This is a genomic window from Pseudomonadales bacterium, from assembly GCA_041395665.1.
Lineage (GTDB): Bacteria > Pseudomonadota > Gammaproteobacteria > Pseudomonadales > UBA7239 > UBA7239.
Genome location: JAWLAB010000005.1, coordinates 13,992 through 32,585, shown reverse-complemented (window position 1 = coordinate 32,585; position 18,594 = coordinate 13,992). Strand labels below are relative to the sequence as shown.

Below are 18,594 nucleotides of genomic sequence, written 5' to 3'. Positions count from 1 at the left end.
CGGCTAGCGTGTAGAATGCTGCATTCCTCATGAATTACTTTAAGAAAATAACCCGATAGATTCATCGCAAAAATCTTTATTTATCAATAAATTGCGTTGATTTTCTAAGGAATAGCATCAAGGATTTTTTCGTTATGCGGCTCAAACATGTCAAGCTGGCTGGATTCAAATCGTTCGTCGATCCGACCACAGCCACCTTCCCCAGCAACCTCACGGCGGTCGTCGGTCCGAACGGTTGCGGCAAATCCAACATCATTGATGCCGTGCGCTGGGTGATGGGCGAGTCTTCTGCGCGTAACTTGCGTGGCGAGGCGATGACGGATGTTATTTTCAACGGCTCAAACAATCGCAAACCGGCAGGGCAAGCCAGCGTTGAACTGATTTTTGATAACTCGGACCACACCTTGTTGGGCGAGTACGCTGCGTACAGCGAGATTTCGATTCGCCGTTTGGTGACGCGCGATGGGCAATCGCAATATTTTTTGAACGGCACCAAATGCCGCCGTCGTGACATCACTGATATTTTTCTTGGCACCGGTTTAGGACCGCGCAGTTATTCCATCATCGAACAGGGGATGATTTCGCGTTTGATCGAAGCCAAGCCTGAAGAATTGCGCGTGTTTATTGAAGAGGCGGCGGGGATTTCCAAATACAAAGAGCGCCGTAAAGATACAGAAAGCCGAATGAAGCGCACGCGCGAAAACTTAGAGCGCTTGACCGATATTCGCGAAGAATTGGAACGCCAGTTGATGCACTTGCAACGCCAAGCGGCGGCGGCAGAAAAATACGGTGTCTATAAAGAAGAAGAGCGTTTGCTGAAAGCGCAGTTGGCAGCTTTCCGTTGGCAGAAGTTGGATGGCGAAGTGAGCCAGCGCGATCATTTGATTCGTGAACTGGAAGTGCAAGTTGAGGCTTTGGTGACGGCGCAGGTGTCGATCGACACGCGTATCGAAAAATTGCGCACCGATTTCACCGAGCAGACCGATCGCCTCAATCAAGTGCAAGCCAGTTATTACGCCAGTGGCTCAGAAGTGGAACGCATCGAACAGACGATTCGTTTCAACCAAGAACGACAGCGCAGCCTGCGCGATGATTTGTCGCAGACGGATAACAACCTCGTCGAGTCGCAGCGCTTATTGCAACAAGATGAAGAAAAAATGGCGATGTGGAGTGAGGAATTGGATGAATTGTCGCCAGAATTGGAAATGGGACGCGAAACCGAGCTGACGCTGTCCGATCAATTACTGCAAGCTGAACAAGCCATGCAGCAGTGGCAGCACGAGTGGGATGAATTCAACCAAGCAGCCAACGCGCCGCGCCAAGAAGTGGAAGTGCAGCAATCGCGTTTACTGCATTTTGAAAAATCACTCGCGCGCATGGGTGAACGCATTGAGCGCTTGGAGCAAGAAAAGCGCAGCTTGATTCAAGATTCGGAAGAGCAAGAAATTTTGATGCTGCGTGAGCAGTTGGCGGAGTTGGATGCGCAGACTGAGACGCATCAATCTGCGATGGATCAAGCCGTTTCTGTGATCGGCGCGTTGCGCGATGAAAATACACAGCGCGCGCAAGCGTTGGATGCGGCGCGTTTGCAATTCCAAACTTTGACGGGCAAACAAGCCTCTTTACAGGCTCTGCAGCAAGCGGCGATGGGTAGTACCGACGACAGCGTCAACGCGTGGTTGGCATCGCAGCAGCTTGAAAAAAATCAGCGATTGGTTGAGCGTTTGCGTGTTAACAGTGGCTGGGAAATCGCTGTTGAAACCGTGTTGGGCAATTATTTGCAGGCTGTGTGTGTCGATAGCGTTGATGCTTTAGCAACACAAGCGGCTGCAATGGAAAAAGGCGCGTTGGTGTTGTTAGATAACGGCACAGCGACTAGCTCAACCGCAGGCAGTGATTGGCTGATCAAGAAAATCGACGGCGCAGAGCAGGCGAGTGCGCTGCTGTTTGGTGTGCGCTGTGCGGAATCTTTGACGGATGCGCTGGCGCTGCGCAAACAGTTGGGCGCGGGTGAGTCCGTTGTCACGCGTGAAGGTATTTGGCTGGGCAGTAATTGGTTGCGCGTGGCGCGCGATACCGATGTGCACAGCGGCGTGTTGGCGCGCAAAGCAGAATTGGAAAAAATTCTCGCCGAGTTAGAGCAAGTACAAGACACGGTTGATCAAGGTGATGGCGCTTTGCAGGCCGTTCGTGCTTCCTTGGCAGAAAAAGAAATGCAGTTGGAAGAAAGTCGCCAAGCTTTGGCTTCTTTGACGCGCAAGCATGGAGAAACGCGCGCGCAGTTATCAGCACGAGAAGCGCGCGTTGAACAAATTTTGTCGCGTCGCGATGCTCTGGCGCAAGAAATTGGTGAAGTGCACGAGCAGTTAGCCGTTGAAAAAGAAACGCAGGCGGAAGCGCGCGCGATTCTTGAAACGGCGATTGAAAAAATGGAGCGCGATACGCAGCGCCGCGAAGCGCTGTTGGATGTACGCGATAAAAATCGTCAAACTTTGGATGATGTGCGTCAGCGTACGCAGCATCAACGCAACCGCACGCATGAATTGGCGATGCGCGAGCAATCTTTGCGCACGCAGTCCGATGCCATGATGCAATCTATCGAACGATTGCGTCAGCAAGTCACCGCTTTGAATGAACGCCGCGCACAACTGAGCGAAAGCTTGGAACACAACGACGATCCGAACGAAGAACTGAAATTACAGTTAGAAGAAAAACTGCAACAGCGATTAGTGATTGAAGATCAATTAAAACAAGCGCGCATTGTGTTGGATGAAGTGTCACACGATTTGCGTGAAGCAGAACAAAATCGCTCGGTGGCAGATCGCAATACGCAGGGCGCTCGTTCGCGTTTGGAGCAAGAGCGTATCGCGGCGCAAGAAGCGCAAATTCGCCGTAAAACACTGGATGAACAGCTCAGTGAAACCGAGTTCGAGCGCGAAACACTGCTGAGTCAGTTGCCAGAAGACATCAACGAAGAGCGCTGGGTGGCTGATTTAGAACAGATCTCGGTGCGCATTGCGCGTTTAGGGCCGCTCAACTTGGCGGCGATTGATGAATACAAAGCGCAATCGGAAAGAAAAACTTATCTCGATACGCAAAACGATGATCTGCAAGAAGCCCTGCAGACTTTGGAAAACGCGATTCGCAAAATTGATCGCGAAACGCGAACACGCTTCAAAGAAACTTTTGACAACATCAACAGTGGTTTCCAAGAGTTGTTCCCGCGCGTGTTTGGCGGAGGTCATGCTTATTTGGAAATGACGGGCGAAGATTTACTCGATACGGGCGTTTCCATCATGGCGCGACCACCGGGTAAACGAAACAGCACCATCCATTTGTTGTCGGGCGGTGAAAAAGCAATGACAGCAATTGCATTGGTTTTCTCCATCTTCCGTTTGAATCCCGCACCGTTCTGTATTTTGGACGAGGTGGATGCGCCTTTGGATGATGCGAATGTGGGGCGTTATTCAAAAATGGTGGTGGAGATGAGCGAGAAAGTGCAGTTCATTTTTATCACGCACAATAAAGTCACGATGGAAGCCGCCAATCAATTGATGGGTGTCACCATGCATGAGCCAGGGGCGTCGCGCTTGGTATCGGTGGATGTGAATGAAGCAGTGGAACTAGCCGCTGTTTAAGGAGAAATCTATGCGTCGCTTAATAATTTTATTGTCAGGATTGATGTTGAGTTGCGCAGCAGTGGCTGCCGATGTGCGTCATTCTGTGGTGCAGATTTTCAATCAGGGTCGCAATGTTGATTTTCAGTATCCATGGCAAAACGGCAATATCGATTCCGGTTCTGGCACTGGCGTCATCATTGCGGGCAATCGTATTTTGACGAATGCGCATGTCGTCGATAGCAGTTTGCAGTTACAAGTGCGTAAAGTAGGTTCTGATAAAAAATACGCCGCAGAAGTGGCTTTTATTTCTGACGAGCGTGATTTGGCATTAGTCACGGTAAAAGATGCAGAGTTTTTTCACGGTACGGAGGCATTGCCTTTAGGTGCATTGCCATTATTAGGCGATGAAGTAACTACCTATGGCTTCCCCGTCGGCGGGACACAATTAGCGATTACACGCGGCGTGGTTTCGCGTATTGATTACGCAATTTACGCACATTCGGGTTACCCTAATTTAGTGTGCCAAATTGATGCTGCAATCAATCCTGGTGCTAGTGGTGGCCCTGCAATTGTGAACGGGCATCTCGCTGGATTGAACTTTCAAGGATTGCCGAGTGCAACAGCATCCAATGTGGGTTACATCATTCCGCCGCCAGTGGTTGAGTCTTTTTTAAAAGATATTGAAGACGGCAAAGTGAATGGCGTGCCAGAAATTGCTGTTGTAACCCAGCCAACAGAAAACCCACAGTTGCGTCAGCGTTATGGTTTGAAAGAGCAAGATGGCGGCGCGTTGATTATCAACTTATCCGGTCTGGAAAAAGAAAAAGAATTATTGAAAGTGGGTGATGTTATTGTAGCGATGGACGGCCAATCTATCGGTAATGACGGCACTGTGCGTTTTTCAACAGCGGATCGTATTGATAGCAATATATTGATTGCTAGACGCCAAATAGGTGACAGTATTCCTATCACAGTGATTCGCGATGGCAAAAAAGTAGATATCAATTATTTGCTGACATACACATTAAAAGATTCGCGCATTATTGTTGGGCATCAGTCAAATTTTGTTCCTGATTATGAAGTGCTGGGAGGTCTAGTCATCATTGAGGTGAATGAGGATTTGATTCGTACATGGACAAAATATGTTCCTCCAGAAATCAGTATTCAGCGTTATCAATACCGTAAAACGCCATTAGCAAATGATGATCGTATGCTGATGGTGATCAATGTATTGCCTGATGAGATTAACCTTGGTTATGAGTCGATGCGGTATAGCGTTCTCAGTAAAATCAATGATGTTGAAGTTTTAAACTTAAAACAAATGCGAGAGCAGTTAAAGAATATACAAGGTGATTTTGTTACATTGAAGTTTTCAATCATTGAAAATCAGCTGTCATTTTCGCGGGAAGATTTGGCTAAAAGGACGCCAATTATTGCAGAGCGCTATGGCATCAAACCTCAAAAGGAGGAGCCGGTTTTAGCGCCAGTCGCCGCGCAATAACTTTGCTTTATGACGCCCTATGTCTTGGTGTTGGATCAGGGTGGTCAAAGTAGCCGCGCTATTGTTTTTGATGCGAGCGGTGTAGTGGTAGCGCAGGCGAGGGTTCCTGTTACCACAAATTATCCTGCACAGAGTTTCGTTGAACAGAGTCCCCAAGAAATTCTTCAGTCTTTGTATCAAGTGATTGCGGATGTTGCTGAGCAATTAGGAGAGCAATGCAGCAATATAACGCAAGCTGCATTGATTGTTCAGCGTTCTAGTCTTGTTGCTGTGGATGTTATTTCACGCAAAACATTGTCGTCTGTTTTAAGTTGGCAGGATACGCGTAACGCGGAATGGCTGAGTCAAAAAATTAAAACTGCTTCACAGTGGTTGCGCAAAAATACAGGTTTGTATGCCAACGCGCATTACGGTGCCAGCAAAATACGGTGGTTGCTGGATAGCAATGAAGCTGTAAAAGAATCTGAACGCAACAATACGCTGTGCATTACACCGTTAGCGGGTTTTTTGTGTTGGCAGTTAACGCAGGCTGAAACAGTGATGGTTGATGCGGTAATTGCATCTCGAACGCTGTTGACAAAGATGGGGGAGTCGCAGTGGTCGCCAGAGTTGCTGGATTTTTTTGCGATTTCCTCTAATTTTTTGCCAAAAATTTATCCCAGTCTATATCCCTATGGGGTTATATCTGTGGGAAAACACACTGTTCCATTGACGCTATTGGGCGGTGATCAAAGCTTTTTTATGCTCTCTCATGCGTTGCAGTTTGATGAAAGCACAATATTTATCAATGCTGGAACAGGTGCTTTTATCCAGCAAAAAATGGCTGCGTTGGATGTGCCAAGAAATTTATTGGTATCACCTTTGTGTATTGCTACAGAGAAAAATCAGTCCATTGTCGTGGCTGAAGGCACTGTCAATGCAGCAGCGACGGCATTGGAGTGGTTGTGGCAACAACAAGGTGCGGTATTTTCTAGCAACGATTGGCAGGCGGCAGATAAAGAAAGCAATCTTTTCGCTGAGAAAACTCCTATTTTTATCAATCGAATAACGGCAACAGGATCTCCAGATTGGTTGCCTGCAGGAGACTCTTATTTTTCAGAGGAGTCTTCTTTTGCATTGCAAGCGATAGCGGTTTTGGAATCTATTGTGTTTGCTTTGCAGAGAAATATCGATCGTTTGCGCACAGTCAAACCATACAGCGCAATAGTGTTGAGCGGTGGTTTATCAAACCTACCTATTTTTTGTCAGCGTATAGCCGATATATCGGGCGTGAGAGTTTATCGCAGTAACGATGTGGAAGCCTGCGCACGCGGAGCTGCTGCCCAGTTGCTGCCCAGTGTGATTGGAAAACAATATTACGATCAGTTTGAGCCGCAGCCTGTAAGTGCATTACAGAAGCGCTATCAGCAGTGGACGGCTTTGATGAGTCAATTATCTATTTCTGGGTGATATAAATGCAGCGTGCGCGTATCGGCTTTTTGGGTGCGTTTGCCTAAGTGTTTTGTAATCGTAGACATGAGCTTTTCTGCTGTAGCGCGATACGCCGTTAATTTTCCACCATACACACTGATCAAACCATCATCATCTAAAAAACGCGTATCGCGTTGCCGAAAAAAGGCGCGTTGTTCGGATTGCGGTAAAACACGCAAACCACTGAATTTCTGGGTGATAGTGAGATCAGCGGTTGGGAAATGATTTTTTACAGTGTCCAATAAATACTGTGTTTCTTTTTCTGTCGGTGCGGTGTTTTCTGGTTTGTCTTGATGGAGCGTTTCTGTTGTGCCGACCAAGGTTTTGTCGTACCAAGGCAAAACAAACACGGCGCGGCTGTCACTCGCTTCTAAATAAAAACAGGTATCACTGATTTTCTTGTCGAGCACAATGTGTGCGCCTTGTACTAAATCAATGCTCAGTTTTTCTTTGCGTCCACAACGGTCAATGATGTCATTTACCCAAGGGCCGCTAGCGTTGATGACCAGCGAGCTTTGTAGTGTGAATACGGTATTTTGATGATGAACATCTATTTTCCAGCTGTGCTTATCTTTAATAGCAGAGAGCAGTTCTGCCTGTTCCCACGCTTCGCACCCCAAAGATTCTGCGCTATTTTTAACGGCAATTGTCAGTAGGCGATCGTCTGTTTGTGCATCTTGGTAGCAAAAAACCGTAGTAAGGTTTTCTGTTGATAAGCCATTCAGCGTTGTTGGCCATTGTTCGCGCGGAATCATCTGAAAGCGGCTGTGTGCTTGAGTAAAGCCAGTTAAGAGACGGTACAGTGAAAGGCCTATCCATAATTTCCACGCAGGAAATTTTGAATGCTGGTATACGGGAAGAATGAATGGCCTAATATGTGCCAGTTGAGGTGCATTTTTTAACAGTAACTCGCGTTCCTGTAAGCATTCACGCACTAATTTGAATTGCCCTGTTTGCAAATAGCGCAAGCCACCGTGCAGAAGTTTGCTGGATTTACTGGAAGTAGCAGATGCCCAAGTGTTTTTTTCTAAGAGTAAACACTGGTAGCCGGCCGCAGCGCAAGCTTGTGCGATGCCGGCGCCGTGGATGCCGCCGCCAATAATGATGATGTCATAACTGGTTTGTGTGTTATTGCTTTCCATAACTGCCTAACATTTCACCAATGGAAAAAGTTTCTATAAAGTTTGCTCCGCGTGATAACAAATGATTGCCAAGAGCGATGTGATCCACTTCATAGACAGCCACAAGGCATTCATCCATATGGAGAGAATCTTGCTCTGGGATGCGTTTGTAGTTGCAGATAATCATTTCAGCATTCAACTCTTGTGCAATGCTATGGCGAAGATGCCATTGCCTAAGCACAGCGCCAAGGCGTTTGAAATGATAATTTTTTGCTATGCGCAATGCATCGATATCAAAACTGATCAGTATGCAGCGATCAATCACGGGTGATAAAACTTCAAAGATGCCTGATAAACAAAATGCTGCGCCGTAATCTCTGGTGGCTTCTTCTTTGAGCTCTACTAAAACTTGTACTTTTGGATTGGCTTGCATGATGTCAACAAGCGCTTGCAGTGGTGCAAGTTTAATCTCTTGAAATTGTGTGCCAAAGCGCGTGGGTTCGTTGGCAGTAATGCTTGCTAATTCTTTGAAGGTGTATGCACTGAGTTTTTTGTTGATGCCCGCAATACGCAGTAAATCATCATCGTGACAGATCAGTGGAATACCATCGCTAGAAAATTGCACATCAATTTCGATGTAGTGTGCGCCGCAGGCGATGGCTTCATTGATCGCACGCGGCGAATTTTCTGGAAAATGCTGCTGATAACCACGGTGCGCGATGAGTTGTTCGGCAGGAATGCCATTGAGTGAATGTTGGGTGTGTGTGGGCATGGTGCGTGACCCGATTGGCTTTGTGCCAGTATAGCGAGAGGGATAGTGTTTTGTGAGCGTGTGCTGGGTTTGTTAGACTGAAGACTCGCTGGTGACAGAAAAAAATCTTATGAAAGTTGCTGTGGTTCCCGTTACTTCCTATCAACAAAATTGTTCGCTGATTCTCTGCGAGGAGACAGGAAAAATTGCTGCTGTAGACCCCGGTGGCGATCTTGATCAGTTGGAAGCGCAAATTGCTGCGATGGGTGGAAAATTGGATGTGGTTTTGTTGACCCACGGACACATGGATCACTGTTCACAGGCGCGCGTTTTTGCTGACCGCCATGGCGTGCAAGTGATTGGCCCGCATGAAGAAGATTGCTTTTGGATTGAGATGTTGCCAGAGACCTGTAAACGCGTCGGTTTTCCCCATGCTGATGCTTTTGAACCAGATCGTTGGTTGAAACATGGCGATACAGTTTCTTTTGGCAACATCACACTGCAAGTTTTGCATACGCCAGGACATACACCGGGGCATGTGGTTTTTTTCAATGCAAAAGAAAAATTAGCGTTTGTCGGTGATGTAATTTTTCACGGGTCGATAGGGCGCACTGATTTTCCGCGCGGCGATTTTGATACGCTGATTCAATCCATCCGCGAAAAACTTTTTCCGTTGGGTGACGATGTGACTTTTGTGCCAGGTCACGGGCCTGTTTCTACTTTCGGTGAAGAAAAACGCAGCAATCCTTTTATGAGTGGCGTTTACCGTTAGTGATAAACGCCACTGTTTTATTTCTGATAAAACTTAGTGGTGATGACCGCCTGGACGGTGCACATGACCGTGATCCAGTTCTTCTTGTGTCGCAGCACGCACATCAACAATCGTGACATCAAAATTGAGGTGTTGACCCGCTAACGGATGGTTGGCATCGACAGTCACTGTTGTGTCATTCACTGCAGTCACCGTCACGCGTTGCACATAACCGTCGTGGTTTTGTGCTTGAAAAGTCATGCCTGGCGCAATGCTGTCTGTGCCTTGAAACATTTCGCGCGGAATTTGTTGAATCAATTCCAAATCGGTTTCGCCATAACCTTCTGATGGAATAACACGCACCTGTGCGGTATCGCCCGTTTTTTTGCCCACTAATGCATTTTCTAAACCAGGAATGATATTGCCCGCACCTTGCAAATAAGTAAGCGGCTCACCACCGGCAGAGCTGTCGATCACTTCGCCGTTATCGCCAGTCAGTGTGTAGTGCATAGAAACAACGCTATTGGGTGCAATTTGCATGTTGTGTACTCGTGGAGGTTGAGAGTTATCGTTGCAATGCTTTTTTGTAAGCGGCAACGGTGGAGGGAAGGCCGTTATACAGTGCATCGACTGTCAGTGCATGACCAATTGATACTTCATCCAGTGCGGGCAGTGCTTGTACAAACGGAGGAAGATTTTGCAAATTTAAATCATGCCCAGCATTTATACCCAGCCCGATATTGTGCGCGTGTGCTGTTGCTGATGCGTATTGTTGTAATAGTGTCTGCCATGCGGTTGGATTGTTTGTTTGATTGGCAAACGCTTCGGCATAAGGGCCGGTATAAAGTTCGATACGATCAGCGCCTATCGCTTTCGCCAAACTGATTTGTTCGCAGTTGGGATCCATAAACAAACTGACGCGACAACCGATGGCATGCAGTTGTTGAATCAGTGGTTGCAAACGCTCGCCATCTTTTTGTAAATCAAAACCGTGATCGGAAGTGAGTTGGCTGTCGGTATCCGGCACTAAAGTGCATTGATGTGGCGAAGATTGTCGCACCAGTTCTATGAAGCCTGGATAGGTGCCACGCGCATTAGCAAAAGGGTTTCCTTCGATATTGAATTCAAGATTGGGAAAATCTGCCAATAATTTTTTTAATGCAGGTATGTCGCTGGCGCGAATATGGCGTTGATCCGGACGCGGGTGTACCGTGATGCCATCGGCGCCGAGCGCGATGCACTGTTTAGCGTACTGCAAAAGATCAGGAAAGTTGCCCTCGCGCGAATTGCGCAGCAGAGCAATTTTGTTGATGTTAATGCTGAGGGCGATCACGGGAAGTTGCAGGCCTTATGGTAGGCGTTTGGCGCTGAGAATAATTACATCTTGTGCAGGCACATCTTGGTGCATGCCTCGCTCGCCGGTGTTCACTTGTGCGATACGCTCAACTACTTCCATGCCTTTAATCACTTTGCCAAAAACAGCGTAGCCGGGTTTGCCAACATTGCTATTTAAAAAAGTGTTATCAACGAGGTTAATAAAAAATTGCGCAGTGGCACTGTCTGGGTCACTGGTACGCGCCATGGCTATCGTACCTTTTAGGTTTTTCAGGCCATTCATGGATTCATTGGCAATGGGCGCTTGCGTGGTTTTTTCGGCCATTTCCTTTTCAAAACCGCCACCTTGGATCATAAAATCAGGAATGACGCGGTGAAAGAGCGTGTTGTTGTAGAAGCCACTATCAACATAGCGTAAAAAATTGGCGACAGTTTTGGGTGCTGCTTTTTCATTTAATGCTAGTGTGATGTCGCCCATGCTGGTTTTTAGGAGAACTTGTGTCTCACTCGGTGTGTTGGCCAAACAGCTGAAGCTAACCAAGGTAAACAGGAAAGTGAGGAGTAACTTTTTCATTAGTACCATCCATCGTTGCGGCGTTTAGTGAGTAATTTAGAGAGCAAGATACTGACCACGCAGCTCAAGGCCACCAGCAATCCACCATACAAAAACCAAGTCTGATTCTTGCGATCTTTCAGGCGTTCATTGTCTGTGGTGAGCAGCTCTTTTTCAGCGGTGAGTAAACTGTTTTGATTAACCAATTCGGTGTTGCGTTGATGCGTATCAATCTGCGATGTGGAAATTTGTTTGAGCGCAATCAGTTGCTCTTCCACTTGTTTTTTCTCGGCTTGTAATTGAGCAATCATTGCATTGGCTTGCTCTAGTTGAATGCTGGTCGGTGCCTCTGTGCTGAGATACTGTGCTCTGACCCAACCTTCAATGTTATTGGCTGTGCGAATGCGTACATAGCCTGCATTATTGTTGGTTTCTAATACAGTAACTAATTCACCGCTGGGCAAGCCTTCGTGAATCAGCTTGCTTTTTTCACTTTTATCTGCACGCACGGGGGCAAAAACTTTATCTGTGATGTAGTGCGCAGGCTCTTCTGCATACAGAAGTTGACTGCTAGCCAATGCCAACACGGCTAAAAAATTTTTTTTCATAATGTTTGATCTGAAGAAGATTCGTGTGAATTTTTCATGTGAGGAGAAATAATGATTGCCGAAATAACAGCCAGAAGCGGTGAGGAAGCCAAACTCCATAATTTATATCGAACCCATATGTCTTCTGGAAAATTAAAAGCAACGAATAAGTTCAATGCGCCCATCAATAAAAAATATCCGGCCCAAATAAAACTCAATCGCGCATAAATATTTTTTGGTAATGCCATTTGCTCGCCGAGTGCGCGCTCCACTAAACCCTGTTTTGAAAATAGTTGCGTGGAAGCAAAGGCCAGTGCAAACGCCCAACTTAGCGCAGTTGGTTTCCATTTGAGAAATAATGGGTTGTGCCAAAACAGCGTTGCGCCACCCAATACAAGTACCATGGCGAGCATGCCCAATTGCCCTTTGGTGAGTGTGCGTTTCCAAAACCAAATGGCTACAAATACCAATACAGTTGCAGCCATCAAAGCAGCAGTAGCGCTGTAAATTCCATTAAATTGGTAATGTATGCCCGCGAAATCCAGTGTCTTTCCGTTTAAGAAATACACAACACCGAAAATGATGACTGGCAATATTTCGAGCAGGGCTAGCATGCAAATTTTTTGGTGGGAGTGGAGGGGTTCGACATTCTAACCGAGTCTCCTGATAATCACCGCCCAATTGTGTGGAGTGTGTATGAGCCAGTTTTTCCAGATTCACCCAGAAAATCCGCAGGTGCGCTTGATTAAGCGTGCCGCTGAATTGATTCGTGATGGCGCTGTGGTGGTGTACCCCACTGACTCTGCCTATGCCTTGGGCTGCCATTTGGGGGATAGGCAGGCGCTGGACCGCATCATGGCGCTGCGCGCAGTGGATAAGCATCACAACTTCACCTTGATGTGTCGCGACCTTTCCGAACTGGGTACTTACGCGAAAGTCGATAACGCGACTTTTCGGTTGCTGAAAGCCAATACCCCTGGCGCTTACACTTTTGTGTTGCCAGGGACGAGCGAAGTGCCAAAACGATTGCTGCATGAAAAACGCAAAAGTATCGGCTTGCGTATTCCAGATAACCGAATTGCTCTCGCGTTATTGGAAGAACTCGGCGAGCCTTTATTGACGAGTACATTGATTTTGGCAGGCGAAAGTGAACCATTAAATGACCCTTACGACATTCGTGATCGTCTAGAACAGCATGTCGATTTGGTAATTGATGGTGGTTACTGCGGATTAGAACCGACTACTGTGGTGGATTTGCGCGAAGGGACACCGGTGATTTTGCGGGAAGGGGCAGGAAATACAGCAGCGCTAGGTTTGTAAGTGTGCATGAAACAGCGGTTTAACTGCCGTGTGGTTAAAAAAATAAAAGCCTCTTGAGAGGCTTTTATTTTTTCTACATAACAAAAAAATTATTTTTGTTTGATCTGCTCAGCGGATTGCGTGATGGTTTCTGGATCCAAACCGCGGTGACCCCAGAAATCGCCTTCGCAGAATTGGCGCGGCAACCAATCATCACCAACACACAAACCATCCCAACCGATTTCAATTTCAAAACCGAAAGGGCTGCTCATGTAGAACGACAGCATGTTGTCGTTAGTGTGACGACCGAGTGTTGAAGTGACACGAATACCGGCATCGTTAACACGGTCGTAGCACTTCAACACATCGTCAATCGTTTCGCATTCCAACATTAAATGATGCAAGCCATTGATAGGGCCAACGCGTGTCAAGCCAATCGTGTGGTGGCGTGGGTTGCAATAGAAAAAATTGGCGGACATTTCAGGGCCAAACTCGATGTAATCACTCATGCGGAATTCCAACACGCGCGAGTAAAAATCAATCGAGGCTTGCAAGTCCGACACAAACAAATTCATGTGTCCCATACCCAACTGGCCTGTTTTAAATTGCATACCTTGTGGTGATACAAATTTGAAATCTTCCACTGCACCCCAGAAAAACTCGATGGCATTGCCCGCTGGATCTTTGCTATGCGCGATACCGGAAACAGAACGCGTACGCGCTTCTTCGGCTGTACCCATACGCGCTTCGATGCCTTCTGTTTTCAATTTGGCAACAACTGCTTCCAAATCTTTTTGGCTGGCAACTTCCAAACCGATATACAAAATACCTGCATTAGTTTGATGCGGATGCACCGCAATGCGCCATTGGCGATGATCCAATTTCAAATACACGGAGCCGTCAGGGCCGATTCCGCAACCTTTACTGGCGGGGCCAGAAGTGGGATCCATCGGCACACCAAATGATTCACCCGGCAGCGCGCGAGCTGGCATGGCACCGATAATTTCCGTGCCGTATTTCATCCACTGCGATGGATCCGGTGCGCCAAAACCTAGATATCCCAAACTTTTAATGCTCATGCTGTACGCTCCTGTTGTTGATCTTGCTTGTAAATTTTTTTGAAACCGTGCAACCTTACTGCCGTATTTGACCATCGCCCAATACGACATATTTCTGTGATGTCAGCCCTTCCAAACCGACAGGGCCGCGCGCGTGGAATTTGTCGGTCGAGATGCCAATTTCCGCACCTAAACCGTATTCAAAGCAATCGGCAAAACGCGTCGAAGCGTTCACCATCACACTGCTGGAATCCACTTCGTTGAGAAAGCGGCGCGACTTGCTGTAGTTTTCTGTGATGATACTGTCGGTGTGATGCGAACCGAAGTCATTGATATGCGTCATGGCTTCATCAAGATTTGCAACAATTTTTATCGCCAAAATGGGTGCCAAATATTCGGTCGACCAATCTTCAGCAGTTGCCGCACTGATGTCCGCAAGAATCCGACGCGTTTTTTCACAGCCGCGCAATTCCACTTGTTTTTCGTCATAGCGTTTTTTTACAAGTGGCAAAAAAGTAGCTGCCACTTTTTCATGCACCAGCAAAGTTTCCATCGCATTGCACACGCCGTAGCGATGACATTTTGCATTGAAAGCAATATCAGAGGCTTTGTGTAAATCCGCTTCCTCATCAACATAGACATGACAAATACCGTCGAGGTGTTTGATCACAGGCACGCGCGCTTCAGCCGACACGCGTTCAATTAGACCCTTGCCGCCGCGTGGAATAATGACATCGACAAACGCTGGCATCGCCACCAACAAACCCACGGCTGCGCGATCGGTGGTGTCGATCACCTGCACGATGTCTTCGGGCAAACCCGCTCGTTGCAAACCTTCGCGCACACACAAAGCAATCGCACGATTGGCGCGGATTGCTTCCGAGCCGCCACGCAAAATACAGGCGTTGCCACTTTTCAAACACAGGCTCGCCGCTTCGACCGTCACATTTGGACGCGATTCATAAATGATGCCCACCACACCCAAAGGTGCGCGCATTTTTCCCACTTGAATACCGGAGGGGCGATAACTCATATCCGTGATAGTGCCGATAGGATCAGGCAGTGCAGCAACTTGTTGCAGCCCTTCTATCATGCCGGCAAAAGTTTTTTCGTTGATGATCAGGCGATCTAACAACGCGGCATCTAAACCGTTTGCACGACCTGCTACGACATCTTCAGCATTTGCTTGCAAAATCTGTTCACGATTGGCTTGCAAGGCTGCGGCAATCGCTAACAGTGCGGCATTTTTTTCTTGCGTCGATGCACGCGCCACGGCACGCGCCGCTGCGCGCGCCCGTTGACCTACATCGTTCATGTACTGCTGGATATCCATGATTGCTGGACTCACCGAGAAAAAGGGACTTGGTATTGTAGCGGAAAGCAATGCTTAGCCTTCAGCTGGCGGTGCGGGCTGCGATACAGTGCTGCGGTTAAACACCACCTGCAAAAATACGCGGAAAGTGACCCACAGTGAGCGCAGATTCCAGTGCTTTAGAGCCTGAATCACACGATGTGGGGTGAAATAAAACCGTAGATTAGCGCGACGAATTGCTTTACCTAGCGGGTAACCATAAACGCGTTCGTACCATGAGGTGTAATCGCGGTAACTACCGCTGTCCACTTTCGCCGCATCCAGCGTGATAGCTTCATTAGCTTCCAGCGCTAATTGAAATAAGGGGGTATTCGGTTGTGGGATAACAGTAAAGAAATACGCCAGTGTCATCGGCGTGGTCAGCGCAAAATTAATAGTCGCTTCCAATTCTTGTGCTGTTTCTGTGGGAAAACCCAGCATAAAAAAGCAAGTGACTTGTATGCCCCTTGCATTAAATAACTCCAAGGCATGCTTGGCTTTATCAATATCCAGATGTTTTTCAATCAGCGTTTGTAAGCGCGGCGTAACAGTTTCAATAGCAATGCAAACGGCATAAGTGCCGCCATCGCACATAGCATCGACCGTTTCTTTATCCAAAATATCCGCGCGCAAACCGTTAGGAAATGCGAACTTCATTTTTCCAGGCCAACGCCGCTGCACTTCTTGCATCAACTGACGCACACGCGGTTTGTGCAAATTAAAAATATCGTCTTCGATATGAAATTCATCGACGCCGTATTGTGTATACAGGTGTTCAATATCCGCAATAACGCGCTCTACGCTGTGATAGACAAATTTTTTACTAAAAATATCGTGGCAGTAATTGCACAAATACGGGCAGCCGCGCGAAGTAAACAACGGCGCGTAGCGTTTACCTTTTAAGTTTGCGGCATGATTGGGCTTGCCCGCATAAAGCTCAAAGTCCACCACATCCCAAGCGGGCATAGGCAGCGCATCCAAATCAGCAATGAAGTCCTGTTTTTTACTGAGTTGCAGCGACCCATTGGGTAAGCGACGAGAAAATCCAGGGATGTCTTCACCTAATGCTTGATTGGTGATAACGCGATACAGCACTTCTGGAAATGCGCGATCGGCAGGCCCTTCAAAAACCCAATCCATTGCAGATTCTTCTAACACGGCTTTCGAATTATTGAGCGCGAACGGTCCGCCCATCACAGTGATAACGGCAGGATTGATTTTTTTTGCAAAGCGCGCCACTTGATAGCTGGCTTGCGCTTCAAAATTGAGTGCAGAAAAACCAATCACATCAGGTTGAAAGTTCTGCAAAGTCGGCAGTAGTTCTTCTGCAGACATTGCGGCAACTTTCATATCAATCAATTTGACATCAATAGCAGCGCCCAAGCGTTGACGCATAGACGACAACAAATAAAGCAAACCCAAAGGCGGCGATTGAATTGCAGCGACTACCGGTTGATACGGCTTTAGTAACAAAACTTTCAGCGGGTTTGCGGTCGCTGTTTGCAACAGAGAATCTTCGGCTGGATTCGTTGCAGAAAACAACGACGCAGAGGCTGCATCGGAAGTGATAACCATGATTTTCTAGCGGCTTTTTCAATTTTATTTTGTCGAATTACTATGCCAGAGCAGTCCATGCTGAACAAGTGAATCCAGCTACATGCCGCGATCCAAATTGCGATAGCTCAGCGCCTCACGCAGATGCGCGGCAGTGATTTGCTCACTGCTTGCCAAATCCGCAATGGTGCGTGCGACTTTCAACACACGATGGTAGGCGCGGGCAGACAGCCCCAATTTGTCCATCGCACGCGCCATCAGATCGCGCTGTTCATCATCCAGCACGCAATACTGTTCGATTTCTCGCGTACCTAAGGCCGCATTGCTTTTGCCTGCACGCGACAGCTGCCGCTCGCGCGCCGCACACACGCGTTCGCGCACTTGCTGTGAGGTATCGGTTGCCGCAGCAGGCGCCATCACTTCACCTTGTGGCAGAGCGGGAACCGTGACATGCATGTCGATGCGATCCAGCAATGGCCCCGATAAACGATCGCGATAACGGCGAATTTGTTCCGGCTTGCAGCGACAGGCGGTGCGTGTATCACCCGCATGCCCACAAGGGCAAGGGTTCATCGCCGCCACCAACTGAAAACGCGCCGGAAACTGTACTTGCGCGTTGGCGCGCGCAATCAAAATTTCGCCGTACTCCAACGGCTCACGCAACACTTCCAACACCGTGCGCGAAAACTCTGGCAACTCATCCAAAAACAAAACGCCGTGATGCGCCAAAGAAATTTCACCCGGACGCGGCTGGCTGCCACCACCGACGAGTGCCACAGCAGAAGCAGTGTGGTGCGGTTGCCTGAAGGGTCGCTCACAAATCACCGCCTGCCCGCGCCCTGCCACTGAATAAACTGCTGCAATTTCCAACATTTCTTCGTCGCGTAAGGGCGGCAGCAAACTCGGTAAACGCTGCGCCAACATGGTTTTTCCGGTTCCCGGAGGTCCACAAAACAATAAATTGTGTCCGCCCGCTGCTGCAATTTCTAAAGCGCGTTTTGCTGCTAACTGCCCGCGCACATCGGCTAAATCCCACTGCGTTTGTTTTGTGTTTTGATTTTTCTTTTGTCGCGATAACACCGGCAATTTTTCTTGTTCATGCAAATGCGCGCAGACATCCAACAAATGTTTTGCGGCATGAACATTGCACCCTGTGTATTGCGCAGCTTCTTCGCCATTCACTTGCGGCAACAACAATGCGCGATTGTCTTTTGCACACGCCATCGCCGCTGTTAACGCACCGCTCACGCCGCGCAATTCACCCGATAACGCTAACTCGCCAATGCATTCCAACTTTTCTAACGCTTCGGCAGGTACTTGCCCAGAAGCCGCGAGAATGCCGAGCGCAATCGCCAAATCGTAGCGACCACCTTCTTTCGGCAAATCCGCCGGCGCGAGATTGATGGTGATGCGTTTCGGTGGAAAATCAAAACCGGCATTGAGCAGCGCACTGCGCACGCGATCTTTGCTTTCTTTCACTGCTGCTTCCGGTAAACCAACAATCGATAACTGTGGCATTCCGTTAGAGAGATGGGTTTCGACAGTAACTAAAGGTGCGTGGATGCCCATTTGGGCGCGCGAATAAACAACAGCGAGTGACATCGCTAATCTCCTTCCTTGGTGATGTGGGTAGTGCGTCCTGT

Annotated in this window: 16 protein-coding genes; 5 read left to right on the top strand and 11 right to left on the bottom strand. The window is 47.9% G+C overall.

Annotation, left to right across the window (positions count from 1 at the left end; all coding sequences use genetic code 11):
* Positions 1-134 precede the first annotated feature (134 nt).
* Genes smc through R3E63_07990 form a run of 3 tightly spaced genes read left to right on the top strand, consistent with a single transcriptional unit; the run spans position 135 to position 6,570 of the window.
* Positions 135-3,638: a chromosome segregation protein SMC gene (smc, locus tag R3E63_08000; GenBank protein ID MEZ5539873.1), complete on the top strand. Its 3,504-nt coding sequence runs from the start codon at positions 135-137 to the stop codon at positions 3,636-3,638.
* 10 nt (positions 3,639-3,648) lie between these two features.
* The gene (locus tag R3E63_07995; protein ID MEZ5539872.1) at positions 3,649-5,121 is read left to right on the top strand and encodes a trypsin-like peptidase domain-containing protein; all 1,473 of its coding nucleotides are present in this window, start codon (positions 3,649-3,651) and stop codon (positions 5,119-5,121) included.
* A 9-nt stretch (positions 5,122-5,130) separates the two neighbouring features.
* Entirely contained in the window at positions 5,131-6,570 is a 1,440-nt protein-coding gene (locus R3E63_07990; protein ID MEZ5539871.1) for an FGGY family carbohydrate kinase, read from the top strand.
* On the opposite strand, the gene R3E63_07985 is transcribed toward R3E63_07990, so the two are convergent.
* Positions 6,549-7,733 (bottom strand): FAD-dependent oxidoreductase, encoded by a 1,185-nt coding sequence (locus R3E63_07985; GenBank protein ID MEZ5539870.1) that lies wholly within the window; start codon positions 7,731-7,733, stop codon positions 6,549-6,551. The two genes, R3E63_07990 and R3E63_07985, sit on opposite strands and share 22 nt — an antisense overlap.
* Positions 7,720-8,484: a glycerophosphodiester phosphodiesterase family protein gene (locus tag R3E63_07980; GenBank protein MEZ5539869.1), complete on the bottom strand. Its 765-nt coding sequence runs from the start codon at positions 8,482-8,484 to the stop codon at positions 7,720-7,722. Before R3E63_07980 ends, R3E63_07985 begins: the two co-directional genes overlap by 14 nt.
* A gap of 109 nt (positions 8,485-8,593) precedes the next feature.
* Here R3E63_07980 and R3E63_07975 point away from each other — a divergent pair, with 109 nt between their 5' ends.
* Complete coding sequence (locus R3E63_07975; protein MEZ5539868.1) at positions 8,594-9,235, top strand: MBL fold metallo-hydrolase; 642 nt, start codon at positions 8,594-8,596, stop codon at positions 9,233-9,235.
* A gap of 33 nt (positions 9,236-9,268) precedes the next feature.
* Here the strand turns inward: R3E63_07975 and R3E63_07970 are convergent, their stop codons facing one another.
* The 5 genes from R3E63_07970 to R3E63_07950 are packed head-to-tail and all read right to left on the bottom strand — an operon-like array spanning position 9,269 to position 12,303.
* The gene (locus tag R3E63_07970; GenBank protein MEZ5539867.1) at positions 9,269-9,754 is read right to left on the bottom strand and encodes a peptidylprolyl isomerase; all 486 of its coding nucleotides are present in this window, start codon (positions 9,752-9,754) and stop codon (positions 9,269-9,271) included.
* Positions 9,755-9,779: 25 nt separating this feature from the next.
* Positions 9,780-10,547 (bottom strand): pyridoxine 5'-phosphate synthase, encoded by a 768-nt coding sequence (locus R3E63_07965; protein ID MEZ5539866.1) that lies wholly within the window; start codon positions 10,545-10,547, stop codon positions 9,780-9,782.
* 15 nt (positions 10,548-10,562) lie between these two features.
* Entirely contained in the window at positions 10,563-11,132 is a 570-nt protein-coding gene (locus R3E63_07960) for a peptidylprolyl isomerase (protein ID MEZ5539865.1), read from the bottom strand.
* The gene (locus R3E63_07955; protein MEZ5539864.1) at positions 11,123-11,710 is read right to left on the bottom strand and encodes a TIGR04211 family SH3 domain-containing protein; all 588 of its coding nucleotides are present in this window, start codon (positions 11,708-11,710) and stop codon (positions 11,123-11,125) included. The genes R3E63_07960 and R3E63_07955 overlap by 10 nt, the downstream gene beginning before the upstream one ends.
* Positions 11,707-12,303 (bottom strand): inner membrane-spanning protein YciB, encoded by a 597-nt coding sequence (locus R3E63_07950; GenBank protein MEZ5539863.1) that lies wholly within the window; start codon positions 12,301-12,303, stop codon positions 11,707-11,709. Before R3E63_07950 ends, R3E63_07955 begins: the two co-directional genes overlap by 4 nt.
* A gap of 82 nt (positions 12,304-12,385) precedes the next feature.
* Here R3E63_07950 and R3E63_07945 point away from each other — a divergent pair, with 82 nt between their 5' ends.
* Positions 12,386-13,009: an L-threonylcarbamoyladenylate synthase gene (locus R3E63_07945; protein MEZ5539862.1), complete on the top strand. Its 624-nt coding sequence runs from the start codon at positions 12,386-12,388 to the stop codon at positions 13,007-13,009.
* An 89-nt stretch (positions 13,010-13,098) separates the two neighbouring features.
* Here R3E63_07945 and R3E63_07940 read toward each other — a convergent pair whose 3' ends face one another.
* From R3E63_07940 to R3E63_07925, 4 genes are all read right to left on the bottom strand, one after another.
* Entirely contained in the window at positions 13,099-14,067 is a 969-nt protein-coding gene (locus tag R3E63_07940) for a VOC family protein (protein ID MEZ5539861.1), read from the bottom strand.
* 55 nt (positions 14,068-14,122) lie between these two features.
* Positions 14,123-15,379: a glutamate-5-semialdehyde dehydrogenase gene (locus tag R3E63_07935; protein MEZ5539860.1), complete on the bottom strand. Its 1,257-nt coding sequence runs from the start codon at positions 15,377-15,379 to the stop codon at positions 14,123-14,125.
* Positions 15,380-15,433: 54 nt separating this feature from the next.
* Positions 15,434-16,972 carry a radical SAM protein gene (locus R3E63_07930; protein ID MEZ5539859.1) on the bottom strand — a complete coding sequence of 513 codons (1,539 nt, stop codon included), beginning with the start codon at positions 16,970-16,972 and terminating at the stop codon, positions 15,434-15,436.
* Between the two features lie 78 nt (positions 16,973-17,050).
* Positions 17,051-18,553 (bottom strand): YifB family Mg chelatase-like AAA ATPase, encoded by a 1,503-nt coding sequence (locus tag R3E63_07925; protein ID MEZ5539858.1) that lies wholly within the window; start codon positions 18,551-18,553, stop codon positions 17,051-17,053.
* Between the last annotated feature and the right edge of the window lie 41 nt (positions 18,554-18,594).